At 43.4% G+C, this 14,206-nt stretch carries 20 protein-coding genes; all 20 read left to right on the top strand.

Annotated features, from left to right (window positions below):
* Nucleotides 1-38: 38 nt before the first annotated feature.
* The 20 genes from J4760_RS04170 to J4760_RS04075 all read left to right on the top strand — a co-directional run bounded on the left by J4760_RS04170 (nucleotide 39) and on the right by J4760_RS04075 (nucleotide 14,186).
* Nucleotides 39-632, top strand: coding sequence for an NUMOD4 domain-containing protein (locus tag J4760_RS04170; RefSeq protein ID WP_237604879.1), 594 nt, complete (start codon nucleotides 39-41; stop codon nucleotides 630-632).
* Nucleotides 599-1,525, top strand: coding sequence for a phage replisome organizer N-terminal domain-containing protein (locus J4760_RS04165; protein ID WP_237604878.1), 927 nt, complete (start codon nucleotides 599-601; stop codon nucleotides 1,523-1,525). Before J4760_RS04170 ends, J4760_RS04165 begins: the two co-directional genes overlap by 34 nt.
* Nucleotides 1,526-1,531: 6 nt before the next feature.
* On the top strand, nucleotides 1,532-2,014 hold the full coding sequence (locus tag J4760_RS04160; protein WP_237604877.1) for a hypothetical protein: 483 nt from the start codon (nucleotides 1,532-1,534) through the stop codon (nucleotides 2,012-2,014).
* Nucleotides 1,989-2,369, top strand: coding sequence for a hypothetical protein (locus J4760_RS04155; RefSeq protein ID WP_237604876.1), 381 nt, complete (start codon nucleotides 1,989-1,991; stop codon nucleotides 2,367-2,369). The genes J4760_RS04160 and J4760_RS04155 overlap by 26 nt, the downstream gene beginning before the upstream one ends.
* Complete coding sequence (locus tag J4760_RS04150; protein WP_237604875.1) at nucleotides 2,366-2,815, top strand: DUF7448 domain-containing protein; 450 nt, start codon at nucleotides 2,366-2,368, stop codon at nucleotides 2,813-2,815. The genes J4760_RS04155 and J4760_RS04150 overlap by 4 nt, the downstream gene beginning before the upstream one ends.
* On the top strand, nucleotides 2,812-3,021 hold the full coding sequence (locus J4760_RS04145) for a hypothetical protein (protein ID WP_237604874.1): 210 nt from the start codon (nucleotides 2,812-2,814) through the stop codon (nucleotides 3,019-3,021). The genes J4760_RS04150 and J4760_RS04145 overlap by 4 nt, the downstream gene beginning before the upstream one ends.
* An 18-nt stretch (nucleotides 3,022-3,039) precedes the next feature.
* On the top strand, nucleotides 3,040-4,023 hold the full coding sequence (locus J4760_RS04140; protein WP_237604873.1) for a DNA cytosine methyltransferase: 984 nt from the start codon (nucleotides 3,040-3,042) through the stop codon (nucleotides 4,021-4,023).
* Nucleotides 4,020-4,328: a hypothetical protein gene (locus J4760_RS04135; protein WP_237604872.1), complete on the top strand. Its 309-nt coding sequence runs from the start codon at nucleotides 4,020-4,022 to the stop codon at nucleotides 4,326-4,328. Before J4760_RS04140 ends, J4760_RS04135 begins: the two co-directional genes overlap by 4 nt.
* Before the next feature lie 423 nt (nucleotides 4,329-4,751).
* Entirely contained in the window at nucleotides 4,752-4,976 is a 225-nt protein-coding gene (locus J4760_RS04130; protein WP_237604871.1) for a hypothetical protein, read from the top strand.
* A gap of 272 nt (nucleotides 4,977-5,248) precedes the next feature.
* The gene (locus tag J4760_RS04125; RefSeq protein ID WP_237604870.1) at nucleotides 5,249-5,674 is read left to right on the top strand and encodes a RusA family crossover junction endodeoxyribonuclease; all 426 of its coding nucleotides are present in this window, start codon (nucleotides 5,249-5,251) and stop codon (nucleotides 5,672-5,674) included.
* A 21-nt stretch (nucleotides 5,675-5,695) separates the two neighbouring features.
* Nucleotides 5,696-6,136, top strand: coding sequence for a hypothetical protein (locus J4760_RS04120; protein WP_237604869.1), 441 nt, complete (start codon nucleotides 5,696-5,698; stop codon nucleotides 6,134-6,136).
* Complete coding sequence (locus tag J4760_RS04115; protein WP_237604868.1) at nucleotides 6,133-6,666, top strand: HNH endonuclease; 534 nt, start codon at nucleotides 6,133-6,135, stop codon at nucleotides 6,664-6,666. Before J4760_RS04120 ends, J4760_RS04115 begins: the two co-directional genes overlap by 4 nt.
* A 161-nt stretch (nucleotides 6,667-6,827) precedes the next feature.
* Nucleotides 6,828-7,781, top strand: a complete 954-nt coding sequence (locus J4760_RS04110; RefSeq protein WP_237604867.1) for a hypothetical protein — start codon at nucleotides 6,828-6,830, stop codon at nucleotides 7,779-7,781.
* Between the two features lie 140 nt (nucleotides 7,782-7,921).
* Nucleotides 7,922-8,428 (top strand): transposase, encoded by a 507-nt coding sequence (locus J4760_RS04105; RefSeq protein ID WP_237604866.1) that lies wholly within the window; start codon nucleotides 7,922-7,924, stop codon nucleotides 8,426-8,428.
* Nucleotides 8,421-9,818, top strand: a complete 1,398-nt coding sequence (gene terL / locus J4760_RS04100) for a phage terminase large subunit (RefSeq protein WP_370637535.1) — start codon at nucleotides 8,421-8,423, stop codon at nucleotides 9,816-9,818. The genes J4760_RS04105 and terL overlap by 8 nt, the downstream gene beginning before the upstream one ends.
* Nucleotides 9,819-9,830: 12 nt before the next feature.
* A complete protein-coding gene (locus J4760_RS04095; RefSeq protein WP_237604864.1) occupies nucleotides 9,831-11,465 on the top strand; it encodes a hypothetical protein in 1,635 nt (544 codons plus the stop codon).
* Nucleotides 11,466-11,471: 6 nt separating this feature from the next.
* Nucleotides 11,472-12,536 carry a phage minor capsid protein gene (locus J4760_RS04090; RefSeq protein ID WP_237604863.1) on the top strand — a complete coding sequence of 355 codons (1,065 nt, stop codon included), beginning with the start codon at nucleotides 11,472-11,474 and terminating at the stop codon, nucleotides 12,534-12,536.
* Nucleotides 12,537-12,564: 28 nt separating this feature from the next.
* Nucleotides 12,565-12,867 carry a hypothetical protein gene (locus J4760_RS04085; protein ID WP_237604862.1) on the top strand — a complete coding sequence of 101 codons (303 nt, stop codon included), beginning with the start codon at nucleotides 12,565-12,567 and terminating at the stop codon, nucleotides 12,865-12,867.
* 314 nt (nucleotides 12,868-13,181) lie between these two features.
* Complete coding sequence (locus J4760_RS04080; RefSeq protein WP_237604861.1) at nucleotides 13,182-13,817, top strand: phage scaffolding protein; 636 nt, start codon at nucleotides 13,182-13,184, stop codon at nucleotides 13,815-13,817.
* Nucleotides 13,818-14,186: a hypothetical protein gene (locus J4760_RS04075; protein ID WP_237604860.1), complete on the top strand. Its 369-nt coding sequence runs from the start codon at nucleotides 13,818-13,820 to the stop codon at nucleotides 14,184-14,186. It begins immediately after the preceding gene.
* Nucleotides 14,187-14,206 lie beyond the last annotated feature (20 nt).

Here is a 14,206-nt window from a genome sequence, read left to right as displayed (position 1 = left end):
GCGCCCCTAGAAAATTGATCTTCGTAGAGGTGATAAGTATGGAAATCTGGAAGGACGTTGTGGGATATGAAGGTATTTACGAAGTCAGCACTCATGGAAGGGTCAGAACTCATATAAATAAAACTACTCATTCAAATAGACATGGAGTCAGAAAGTGGAGACAAAGAGTTTTGAAAGAAAAAGATCCAAAAGGTAGAGATGTACGCGTTTCTCTTTGGAAGGATAAGGTGGAGAAATCTCATTTGGTTCATAGATTGGTTGCAGACGCATTCATCCCGAGAACGCGCGGAAAAGATAGCATCAATCACATTGACGGTAACCCTAGGAATAATCATGTAAGTAATCTCGAATGGTGTGACTATAAACACAATAATAATCATGCTTTTGATACTGGCTTGATAAAGACAGGAAGAGAAATATTTCTGGTCCATAAAGAGACGGGAGAAGCAAAGTATTTTAGATCCATGGCAAGGGCTGGAAAGTTTTTAGGAAAGAATGCTGGATACATCAGCGCCCTTTTAAAACGAGGCGAAAAAGAAGTGGATGATTATCGGATACTTTTTGCTGTAATACCAGGGGAGGAGAAAGGAGTAATTGCATGTCAGCACAGAATAAACGCTATTTCTGGTTGAAGTTGAAAGACGACTTTTTCAGCCAAAAAGAGATAAAGATGTTACGCAAAATTGCGGGTGGCGACACGTACACAATCATCTATCTTAAGATGCTGCTTCTAAGCTTAAAGAATGATGGCAAGATCTACTTCGATGGTATTGCAAGTGACTTCGTAGAAGAGATCGCTTTAGATATTGATGAAGAAGTTGAAAATACCCAAATTACGTTCAACTACTTGAAACAGAAGGGCTTAATTGAGTTTTCTGATGATGAAATAGAAATGTCTAACATTGCCTCTATGATAGGCTCTGAAACAGATAAAGCTGCAATGATGAGAAGAAAAAGAGCACGGGATAAGGAGCAAAAGAAATTAGCAGATAGTAACACTGTTACCCCGCAGTTACCCGACCGTTACACAGAGAAAGAGACAGAGTTAGAACTAGAGAAAGATATAGATACAGAGAAAGACAAAGAGACAGACACAGAGAAAGAGCGTGTCGGTGTCGTCTTCGATAAGTATGTGGAATTAGGTTTCGGAACCATTAATGCCTTTAAAGCTGAACAGATTACTGAATGGTTGAAGATTTTCGAACCGGAAGTCGTTATTAAATCTCTTGAGGTGGCTTCCAATAACAATAAGGCCACTATGAACTACGTCAACGGTATCTTAAACAACTGGAAGCAGAGAGGACTTACAACTCTCGATAAAGTCGAAGCTGAGGAGAAGCGTAAACAGCTTGAACAACTGAAACCGTCCTTCCAACAAAGGCGACGAGAACAACCGGGAGAAGTCGCACCTTCTTGGTTGAAGGATGAAGACAAGCCGAAACAGGATAAACCCTCTGGTCCAGTGAAGACTGCTGCTGATGATCCGGAGATTCAAAAAATGATCGCAGATTTTAGGAAAGGGTGACGAGTGATGATCAGAAGTACCAAACGCTATACCGAAGCAGACATTGCGACTGCCATTAAGAACGGTGTACCGAAACGAAACTTCGTCGATCGAGTAAATCGTGGCATGCCGATTACTGAAGCGCAGATACGCCCCGTCGGTAAGCCTGGCGGAGAGTGCAAGTATCCCAAAGAATGGGTGGCTCAGGCTGCGGCGAAGGGCATCAATAAGAAACTGTTCTATAAACGGATGGATGCAAGATGGACACCGGAAGAGGCGATCAATACACCGCCATACCAAAAACCGAAAGCAACGCCGGAAACACCCATGACCGATGAAGAAGTGGTTGCTTGTCTCGGCCGCATCAAGTACATGAGACAGCACAGGATGGACTATCCACTGCCATTCCCGAAGCCGATGCTGAAAAAGATACAGAAGCTGGGCCTATCGCTGGAAGATATTGAGCCACTGGAGGTGCATCTGGATGGGCAGACCGCGAAAGGTTTATGACTACTACCGCTATAACACCTATCAGTATACCGGCACAGCGCAGGAATTATCGCAAAAGGTGGGGTTGGCAGTCAAAACATTCCAACGCATGCCAAGACTGCAACCGAATGAGAGGCTGGACCCGGAAGTCGGCAAACACCACCTGGTTTATGTAGACAGTATCAAGGCTTCGGAGTCCGAATACGCATTGTATAAAGATGAAGATCTAATTGCCATGGGGACAATGACGGAGATTGCAGACACGCTTGGCATTAAACGTGAGTCGCTACGCTGGTATCGAACACCGGCGGCGCAGAAACGGGGGCACAAAGCTGTCCTAGTGCCTCTGGATGATGACGAGGAGGAGATTGGATGAATACAGAAGACCTGACTGGCTTTTATGGAGAGGACTCAAAATATGGTACTTTCGATGAATTGAAGGAACAATTGCTTTACCGAAAAGTTGTCGAGTGGACAGAGGATAAAATCGTATTGGACGACGGTACAGTAGTGACAATCGAAATGAGTGAATGGGATTGCTGTGCATCAGCTGGTGGTCGATTCACAAATGTTGAGTTGGATGCTGCGATTACAGATATAACGATTGGAGATAAGAAACGCCATGATCTATACGATGGCGACACTTATGAATCAAGTGCAGTTATCAAGCTGTATCACAATCAGAATGAGATCGCTCAAGCAGAAGCAACCGCAGATGCTGGTAATGGTGGATTCTATTATTCCGTTGCATCGTTGTTAGTGAAAGACGTTTTCTACCGAGTGGTCGAATCAGGAGAAACTAACGAGGAGGAAGTGGAGTGAAGTCAAAAGATCTATACGACCACAACAAGCAACACGTTGGCCGAGTCGAGTACCTAAAACGAACATCAAAGGCTTACGTATCGTTCAAGCCCGATAATCACTATGCCAATGTCATGCTCGAGTACGACGAGTTTGAACAGTACAAAAAGAACTTTGGTTTCCAGTTTGAAGAAGAGCTTAATCAGCTTTCGATATTTGATATCTAGAGGAGGAATGACTTATCAGTGATTAAGATATTGGAGTTATTCGGAGGTATCGGTGCGCCTCGAAAAGCATTGATCAACCTCGGAATTGAGCACAAAGCAATTGACTATGTAGAGATCGATGAAAAAGCAGTTCGCACCTACAACGCACTTTATGATCATGCACATCAACCGCAATCAGTTAGAGGCTACAATCTCATGCCATACATTCTTGTCCATGGCAGCCCATGCCAAGATTTCAGTAGAGCAGGCAAGCGATTGGGTGGCAATGATGAAGATAAAACACGTTCTTCACTCATGTGGGAGACATTGAAAATCGTGGAGAACCTGGGGCCATGGAAACCAAAGTATGTTGTCTGGGAGAACGTGAAAGGTGTCCTGGATAAGGATATGATTCATTCCTTCAGCAAGTACCTGATGAAGATGGAGAAGCTTGGCTACACGAATAGTTATGAGGTCCTGAATGCTATGGACTTTGGTATTCCTCAAAAGAGATTGCGCGTCTTCGTTGTATCGATACTCGGCAACCGGACATTCAACTTTAACAACCTGGAAGGAAAGCCAATGCGGGACCTCAGTGAGTTTATAGAATCAGCTGTAGATGAGAAGTACACAATCAAAACGCCTTCCATGCTAAATCGGATCGGAGATAGTGATCGAAAAAGTTCCTATGGAGGCAGGCTTACGCCCATTGAGAATTACACATGGACCATAACCACCAAACAAAACAGGTGTCCAAATAGCGGAATCGTACCAATAGGCAATAACAAATATCGTCTGCTCACTGAAAAAGAGTGTTGGCTGCTGCAAGGTTTCGATGAAGAAGATTATGAAAATGCATTAAAAGAACATCCGACACGGAAAGGTATGACCAACGGCATCTTATATCAGCAAGCCGGCAATAGCATCGTCGTAGATGTACTCGAAGCGATATTCAAAGAGCTGCTCTTCCCGAGAAAAGAACAGATATTCAAAGGACAAATGACTTTGGAGGAAATCATATGAAAACAGGAATTCTTAACCTACGTCATATCCACAGCAATGGTACAGCCTTCGCTTCTGTCATGCCACGTCAGCACACTGTATCAATCAGCAGACATGTCTACCAAGACATCATGCACAACAGTCCACCAGATATGACCTATCCAGACTATGCGCTATGGCTTGATGAATGTGGCTATGTTGAGAAGACATCTAAAGGCGAAGTCAGACCATTGATAGATGAATACCTGGCATCAGAGCAAGTAGAGAGTAACCGATCAATAGACCGTCCTGACCAGATGGATATATTCAAATTTATCGAGAATTGATTATGCGACTGATTAATTGAAAAGGGTGATGGCCATGTTAGAAACAGCGAAATATCCTCATCGATGCAATGGTACTTGTGAGGAACGTATAGAGCAGCAGGCGGAGACGATCAAATCAGAACGTGCGGAAAAGCGTAAGTTGTTCCAGGAGAACGTAAAGTTGAAGGAAGAGAATAGGCGCTTGAATGATGAAATAGGGCGTAAGCAGATTTGCAATCGTTCTGATGCGAATTGGCTAGGAAGAATTGAGGTGTCGGAGTGAGGATGTTCTTCTGTGGAGTTATCGCTGCCCTCGCAACCGCATTTGCTTGGTCGACATTCATTCCCGAAGAATTCAATAATTTAGGTGACCAAGTTGCATGGGCAGCATTTATGTGTGCTGCTGTATCGCAGGCGATTAAACAATTTAAGGAGTGATTTGGAATGAGTAAAGGCAATAATGAATTCACTGTTATAAAGCATCCTGATTTCAAAAAATACTGTGATGGCACAGATTTAGAGAATCTAGAACTGATAGCTCATAAGATTCAAATGGGTAGAATTTCGGAGGGTAAAAATCCTTCTAATAGTTATATTGTAATCAACCAGGACGAACCTTATGCGGATGAAGTGATCGAGATATTAAAACGGAATGGACACTGGGGGTGATGGAATGATTGGACTCGGCATATTAATCTATACAGCATTTATTCTGCTGATCTTCACATGTGTCATGGCAATGATTAAGTACGGCATCGAGATATGCGAGTTGAAGAAGCATGTGAAGTTTCTACAAAGAATAACTAATCAAATGGAGGGTGAAGATGAAAAATAAATTTACTGATTTGACTGCGAACATCATTGCATGCATAACGCTCATAGTTGTAGCAGCAACTGTCAGAGGCATCTTATGGATCTTCGGAATATAGGAGTGGTAAGGATTGATTGAATTTAAAGTAGAAGGCAAGCCTGTTCCGCAACCCAGACCCCGTGTTTACCAGACGAAAGAAGGCAAGTCCAAAGCAGTGAACTCCAGACAGAGTGTCACCTACAAGCGTCTGGTGAAGCTGACGGCAAAGAGCAACATGAACAAACAGCGACTGACCATTGCTGAGTGCCCCATAGCCGTCCACCTGACGTTCGTTTTTACTCCACCGAAGTCATACACCAAGAAGAAGTTAAAGGCGATACAGGAAGGCGCTTTGAGATATCAGAAGAAGCCGGATCTCGACAATCTGGCCAAAGGCATACTGGATGCCTTGAACCAAACAGTATACAAAGACGACTCCCAGATCGTGGAGTTGAATGTAAAGAAACAGTATGGGGACACTGACCATGTGCTCATACAAGTAAAAGAAATGATTTAAAAAGGGGAGCGAGTTTCATTTATGCGACTGATTAACGAAATTAAACCTACGCCTGATATGGTCTTGGAATGGATAAGGGACTATCAAAGGAACCGCTTAACCTTAATAAAGCTAGAAAAAGATTATCAAAATGCCATCAGGGGCGGTGGTGCTACCGCTCAATACGGTGAGGAATCAGTAATGCCTAAGGCAATCGGTGGAAACGGTGATCCTGTATATAGAGAAGTTAATATCATACTTAATTATGAGACAGGTGTGATAAATAACATAGATTATAAGATAAAATATATTGAGAACCGTATGCACAGAATAAAGAAAGAAAGGCATGGCATCGTATTCAGTTTAAGATCTAGAGGTTATACCAGCCAGATGATCGCAGAAAGATTAGGCATTTCACGTACAGGTGTACAAAATATACTGAGAGACATTTCAGAAGTACTGATTGGAGAAGATAATAAATGAGTTTTAAGAGATCGTATCTGGAAGTTTTGATCGACGACAGCCATATAGAGGACATCGAAGAAGAGATACTAAAAAGTGAATGGTTTTTAAGAGGGTATGACCCTGAGAGCGAAACCCAAAATATGATTGCTTCTCGTTGGTTAGAACAGTTAACAATCATGATGATAAGTAAAAGAAGTACAGAAGAGCAGAAAGATCGTTGTTACCGGATTCAAGAGAAAATATTGGAAAAACACGACTACTTTGAAGAAGTTCGTAAAGCAAGAAGGTCTATTCCTACTGTTGTTAAAAAAGCTGTTAAAAAGAGGTATAAAAATCAATGTGCTGCATGTAAATCTAAAAATAATCTACACTTTCATCACATCGTGAGATTTGCTGATGGCGGGGAACATTCAGTCGATAACCTGATATTGCTATGTCATGAATGTCATGCAGAGGAACATAAAGGAGAAAGAGGCGGTTCCTTGTTAAAAGGTGGGTTATCCACACATATTAATGACACACGTGACAGTGTTTGGGATATTAAATAAACCTGTTGTACACTGGAAGGGCGGCAGGTGAGGCAGACACACGCCGTGTACGACTTCTCTATTGATTTGATTCCATGGTAGACCTCCTAAGTTAGAAACCCATCCATATCGGGTGGGTTTTTTGGTATAATTTATTTACTAAATAACAGGAGGCTAAATCGTTGAATAGAGACAAATCTAACAATAAAATGCATAATCCATTGTTGGTTATTGCAGTAGTAGTTATAACGCTCGCGTTATTTGGCGCAGCTTTCTTGCCTAAGCTCGCAGATTTAATCAAGAGTGAATACTTAATAACGGCAGCTGCAATTATTCCACTCCTATATACGACAGTTGCTCAGCATGTTGAATTGGGATATCAAAGAAAAGAGTTAAAGGAATCAACTGAGGCTCTCCAAGGCCAACAAAAAGAATTGAATGAAACTAAGGAAATTAATGATAAGCATCAAATCAATAATCAATTTTTTCAATTAATAGGCCTAAGAGAACGATATGTTAATGAAACTTATACAGTAAATGATGTGCCACTAGAAAGATCTGATGATATTTCATATTTGTATCAGAGTATCTCAAGACACTATAGAGCTAAAATGCTAAGGAGATTTATAAATCATTTAGATGATGAGAAAATAAAAAATTATCATAATCAGTTTACTGACAGCAATGCAAATGAAGAAGAATTGATGACAGTCTTATCTTATTTAATAGACTACTACGACCCTTATCTGGATCACTTTAAGAAACGTGAAGAAATAAATGGCGTGGATGAGGAAAACGGAAAAGAGTTTATAAAGAGTTTTAAATTGTTTGTAGACAGTGAAGATATAGATAAAATGCTTTTAGAAAAATCAATTCTGTTTGTTGAAAGTGTTAAGAAAGTAAATAACAAATATTATGGTTATCATTTAACTGTTATAGCATTTCTGCAGAATTTGGGATATGTAAACTTAAAGAAACAATTAGAAGAAATCTATATAAGTTTATTGACCACTCCGGAAAAATATTACTTCGGCATAAAGTCTATGAGTAGACCTGCCTCTACTTATTTATTTCAACCTACATCCGATAATAAAGCTAGAGAAGAAGCTTACAAGAATGATATTTTATATATGTAAGACACTCGATTGAGTGTCTTTTTTGTTTGCTGAAAACTGGTGCTGATCCACATAAAATATATTCCCTTACAGAAAAGGTGGCAATCAGCACAGGTTTTGAGTAATACAAATACATAAATGACTGGAAGGTGGTGAGGTTAATGGCAAGACGGACCAAATATGATACACATGTGGCACCGAGGCTCTTAGAAATAGAAGCATGGTGTCGAGATGGATATACGGATGAAGACATATCTAAGTTGTTGGGTGTTGCTTATTCTACATTCAAAGAATATAAGAAGACTAAATCGGACTTATCGGCTGCCTTAAAAAAGAGTAAGGCCATAGCTGATATTACTGTCGAGAATTCTTTGTTCGATAAAGCGACATCTAAAATCATTATGAAACAGGTTCCGATTAAGTTGAAACGGTCTTACATTAAAGATGGTTATGTACTGACAGAAGAGTATGTTGAAGTCGTCGAAGTCGAAGAGGAGATTCCACCAGACACTACAGCAATGATCTTCTGGTTGAAGAATAGAGATCCAATCAAATGGCGTGATAAACGCGATGTCGAACACTCTGGTGAAATGACGCAGAACGTAAACAACATGAGTAACCTCACCGAAGAACAACTCAGGAAGCTTTCAGAATTGGAGGGTGACTAATGTGCAACTCACCAAGGAACAACGGCAGACAGTCGCTGCGCAAGCGAAGGCGGAGCTTTCCAAGCGATATTATCGAGACTATATTGTTACTGCGCATCATGGCAATTACGAACATTATCCGCATACAGAACTCATATGTAAATACCTCCAACGCATTGCAGATGGAGAAACATTAAATATCATGATAGAGATGCCCCCAAGGCATGGGAAGTCAATGACGGTGACGGAAACGTTCCCGTCTTTTTATTTGGCTAAAAATCCAAATAAGCGTGCCATTGCGGCTGCCTATTCGGATAACCTAGCCAAGAAATTCGGTCGCCTGAACCGGAACAAGTTCAATGAGTTCAGTCATCTCTTTGGACTGACGATCGCAGAAGATAAGAACGCCGCTGGTAACTGGGGCATCGCTAAATATACAGGTGGCATGATTGCAACAGGCATCGGCGGTTCCATTACAGGTGAAGGTGCAGACCTGATGCTTGTCGATGATCCAATTAAAAACAACGAAGAAGCACAATCCGTAACGATCAGAAACAAGATATGGGATGAATGGGAATCGACCTTGTCGACACGCCTCCATAAGGGTGCCTCGATTATCGCAATCCAAACTAGGTGGCATGAAGACGACTTCATCGGCAGACTGCTTGAACGGTCTCCAAAGAAGTGGATACGTTTAAGGCTTCCGGCTATTGCCGAAGAGAATGACTTGCTTGAACGTAAAGTCGGTGAACCATTGGCTGCTGGACTGGGGTATGACGAAGATTGGGCGATTGAAAAGAAGAAAGAGGTCGGTTCAAAGGTATGGGCTTCTCTCTATCAACAACGACCAACACCTGAAAGTGGAGACGTCATTAAACGTGAATGGATTCAATACTACAAAGCACTCCCGGCTCGTTTGGATCGCATATTGATTAGTTGGGACATGACATTCAAAGACAAAAAGGACAGTGACTATGTTGTTGGCCAATGTTGGGGTCAGAAAGGCGCTGATAAGTACCTTATTGACCAGGTTCGCGCGAAGATGGGATTCACTGACACATTAAAGGCTGTACGTGCATTCAAGAATAAGCATCCGAAAGCTCGGGAGATTCTTGTGGAAGATAAGGCCAACGGAACTGCAATTATTGATGCGCTCAAACGAGAGATATCAGGCATTATTCCTATTGAACCCATTGGCAGTAAGATCGCACGTACTGAAGCGGTTGCGCCACAGTTTGAAGCCGGCAATGTCTATATTCCAGAAGATGCTGCATACACAGGGGACTACGTTGAAGAGTTAGCCGGATTCCCGAATGCTAAAAATGATGACATGGTCGATGCGAGTTCTCAGGCATTGAATAGATTTGAAGGTAAGAAAAAGACGCGCGTATCCAACGTGAACGTCTGGTAAAGGAGGGAAACAATGGAGTGGAGTAAATTTGATAAGCAGACCATCATCAACACTCACGGGGACATGTATATGTACCGTGATTTTTATTTTTATCGACATGCCAATCATTCTTCCCGGGCGAAGAACCTGATAGAGAATGGTGAGATCATCGATATCCTAACTCAGGGACACAAGGAAGCGCGCAATGTGCGGACACCTTACTTGATGATTAATATATCCAAGATCATCTGTGACGTGCCTGCATACTTCATCTCGGGTGCGGTCGGTAGTATTGAATCCAATCATAAGGACCAGGTCGCGACTAAGCAAAAGAGCACGGAAGAAGAAACGAAGATGCTCGAGGGCACACAGGATGGTTCCTATAACGAAGCGGTCGACGATCTGCAGCAGGAAACGATCAATCAGATTGTGCGCAACTCAAAGCTGAAGCGTAAGCATAAACAGATCATTGTGCAGCATCAGATGGATGGCGGCATTGTTGGTGTGCCGATCAAACGCAATGGACAGATTACCATTCAGTTCAAGGAACGCAATGTCTACTATCCGCATGATGACGACCTGGGTGCGGATCTCGTCTATGAATTGGATATTAAAGATGATAACGGTCAGGACTACGTCCAGGTATACACTGAACGTCAGGAGAACGGCGTATTAAAGACATACAATCGATTGTACAAGCGCGCAATGACTGGCAGTGACCTGGAGCAGGTGGAAGATGAAGCGGTAGTTAAGGACATACTGAAGATGGACCAGTTGGAGCGTGAATATAAAGGCCGTCATCGTCCGTTCATAGACTACTGGGCAAATAATCCAACGCTCACTACACCGCTCGGCACAAGCGCCCTCTTTGGTCAGGAAGGGAAACAGGAAGAGATCAACTGGACACTGACCCGTGCCGGAATCACATTGGAACGTAATGGCCGACCGCGTATCTCAATCACCAGTGAGACATGGGATCGACTGGAGGACTTGGCGAAAGAGCGTGCCGATGACGTTGACGGTCCAGGTGCGACTAAAATTGATCACCGTGACCTGGAACTGATTGAAATGGACGAGAACGGTAACTCCATCAAGACGCACCAGATTGATATCTCACAGATTGGTGATTTCAAACACATCAAAGATATTGTCAGTGCGATGCTTGCTGAAACCAATACTTCCCTTGAAGCAGTTGAGATGATGCGTGATGGCTCAACAAGTTCCGCCCAGTCTGGGGTCGCTAAGTTCTATGACTTACTCAGCTCAATCATTAAGGCGCAGCACCTGCTCGATGAATATATCGACTTCCTGCAGAACCTGATGGAGTCGGCTTTATGGTTGGCGAATGAAGACAATGCCAACGTCATCATTGAGCGACCAGACATTACAGTCAGTGACATGATTCCGGTACCGAAGGCTGAGCGAGATGAAGGCACCGTTAAGAAGCGGGATGCGAAAGCGCAGTCTCTCAGACAGACTGTTAGAGAACTACATCCAAATAAATCGGATGCTTGGGTGGATGAAGAGGTTCTGGAGATCCAGAGTGAGGCAAATAATGCAGATACGATGGCAATGAGTCGCGGACAGCAGACGGTACAAGGGTTCTTCAATAACCGAGATATAGATGGTACGCCGCTCAATGAAGACGGCTCGAGAAGAGAAGGGTGATAACCCATGACCATCGAAAACCTCGACCAGGTCACTGCTGAACTTCGCAGCCACATTATCACACTCATTCAGTCGCATGACCTGACAAAAGACAGAGAAGCCCGGAGAGTCGCCTCAGCTATTGAAGATGCCTTTAGACGGCTGCATGTCCGGATGGAGGAAGTGATACCTCAGGCCTTGCTCGTAGAGTACTACAATGGCATGGAGAGCGCACAGTTTAATATTTCCGGAGATCAGATACGGTTCATTGCTGAGAATGGCAAAATCACAGAGCGGTTCAAGACTCAGATACATCTCAACGCCGTCTCTGAAGTGGTGAACGATACGATGAGTGATCTACTTGCTGCGTATCGAACGGCAGAAGCGAACACGCTCAGTACAATCAAGCGCACAGTTTCAAGTGTCAAAGAGGAATTAACAGCTGGTGCAGTAACAGGCGCCGCGCGAAAGCAAGTCACTCAAAGGGTGTCTGATGCGTTCCTAAAAGACGGCATGACATCTTTTATTACCAAGGATGGTAAGAAGCTACCGCTCGACTTTTACGCTGCGACAGTGACTGCTACGAAGTCCAGACAAGCATCCGTGAATGGGCATATCAACCGATACACAGAAGAAGGCACTGACTTGGTAGAGATAACGGGAAACAATCCAACATGCGAAACATGTGCCAGGTATCAAGGCATGGTGTTCAGTTTATCTGGGAAGACACCAGGTTATCCGAAGTATCCGGCTGACTTGCTGCCATTACATCCACACTGTCAATGCGGCTTACTTCCTGTGCCGATTCAATATATGTCAAGCAATGAGATCAAAGCCATGCAGGATCGCAATACCGAGTTTGCGCCCGCTGACGACAGACGCTCTGATTACGAGAAGTCGCGCTACGAGTCGATGATGGCTGAGAAACGTCAGGAGAACGCCGAGAAAAAGATGTACGCGCGCATGCAGGCACTACTTGGTGCAGACGCGCCGAAAGATCTGGGTGCCTTCCGGCGCATGAAGCGGGCGAATACGTTGAAGTACCAGGAACTTTATTCCAACTACCTGAGTGCTACACATTCTGTGTTATAGCACACCTAATTATTAAAGGAGTGATTGGATGGATAAAATCAAGATTGGTCATCACAATTATGCAGTCCTACTGAACGCGAAAAGTTTGGAATATGAAGGGGATATAGCAAGAGGGTTGTGCTTACCTGAAACAAAAGAGATCTTAGTGAGCGAAAAAATCACGAATGAAGGAATGCAGAAAGAAATACTGATGCATGAAATTGTACACGGCATATTCCATGAAGCATCTGTCGAACAGAATGAAGAACACGTTGAGCGTATCTCTAAAGTGATGCATGGTTTTCTCCAGGATAATATCAATGCGTTGAGTAAGATGTATAGCAACAAATAATCAATCGCATTATTAAAGGGGGTGAGCATCATTGGTATGAAAGTCAAAACTCATTGATGGAGGTGGTCACCCATGATGATACGAGTGGGAATATCTTGATGGTCATACACTGGCTACTCTTGCCTGGTGGCAGTCAGAGTATAAAGATACTGCGACCATAGCCGTCTTACACCACGGCGAACACACATAACATATGTGATTTACTCGACCTAGACACGTCGTTAAAAGGTCTATTTTTCGTGAGCTCACACGTTATTGAGCAACTCAATCGGGGGCCATTCCCTCGTAAACAAAATGTAGAGGAGCAATAAATTATGAATAGAAAGTTTCTAGAAGATCAGGGTCTCGAAAAAGAAGTAATCGATGCGATCATGACTGAACATGGCAAAACAGTTAATCCGTTGAATCAACAGGTTGCGACACTGACTACGGAACGTGATGGCCTTAAAACAGACCTGGCTGATCGTGACAGTCAGATTGAAAAACTCGGCAATAGCACGGATGATGTCGAAACGCTGAAGGGCGAAATTCAAACCCTGAAAACTGCAAATGCGACAAAAGACACAGAGCGTAAGAAGTTGCTGGATGATCAGAAGCTTGAGTATGAGGTGCTACTTGCTGTTAGAGATGCGAAAGCGAAGAATCCGAAAGCGGTGAAGTCACTACTTGATATGGATACCGTCAAGCTCGACGAAAATGGCAAGGTGACAGGCTTGAAAGAGCAGCTGGACAACGTAATTGAGTCTGATGGCTACATGTTCGATATTGAAGAGACGAACCCTGGTGATGGAGGCGGCAACGGTGGAGGCACACAGACACCGCCCGCTGGATCAAGTGATTATGTTCCAGGGAGTAACAAGCAAGGCAATGGCGGCAAGGAACCGAAAGCAGGCGATCTCGGTCGTCAAATGGCATCAGAAATCTATGGAACACAGAAGGAGGAAGGTTAAATGTTTGAACAAAAACGCGTCACAGCAAAGTCTGGTCACGAGTTTCTCCGCAATGGCGTTGGTGTCGAGTTTTCTACCGGAAACATCACGCTCGATGCTTCAAAGTTTACTGCAGGTACTGTTGTTAAAGGAGGCACTGCAGTCAGCAAGAATACGAGCACGGGCCTCTATGAGCTCGTGACGGCGCCGGCAGAAGGAGAAGAGAGTGCTCGACTCAATGCTCCAATGCTGACACGTCACACTGTCACAGTAGAAGACACGTCGAAGAACGTTCATGTTGCCGCGCTCACGAAAGGCAACGTCATCGAAGCGCTCACTACAGGCGCGACTGATCAGTTTAAGAACTCAAGTAATTTCTTCTGGTATTAAAACCAGATAACAGATAAGGA

It is taken from the genome of Salinicoccus sp. ID82-1, from assembly GCF_021991715.1.
GTDB lineage: Bacteria > Bacillota > Bacilli > Staphylococcales > Salinicoccaceae > Salinicoccus > Salinicoccus cyprini.
Note: the sequence above shows the minus strand (reverse complement) of the source record. Positions and strands in the feature narration are given on the sequence as shown.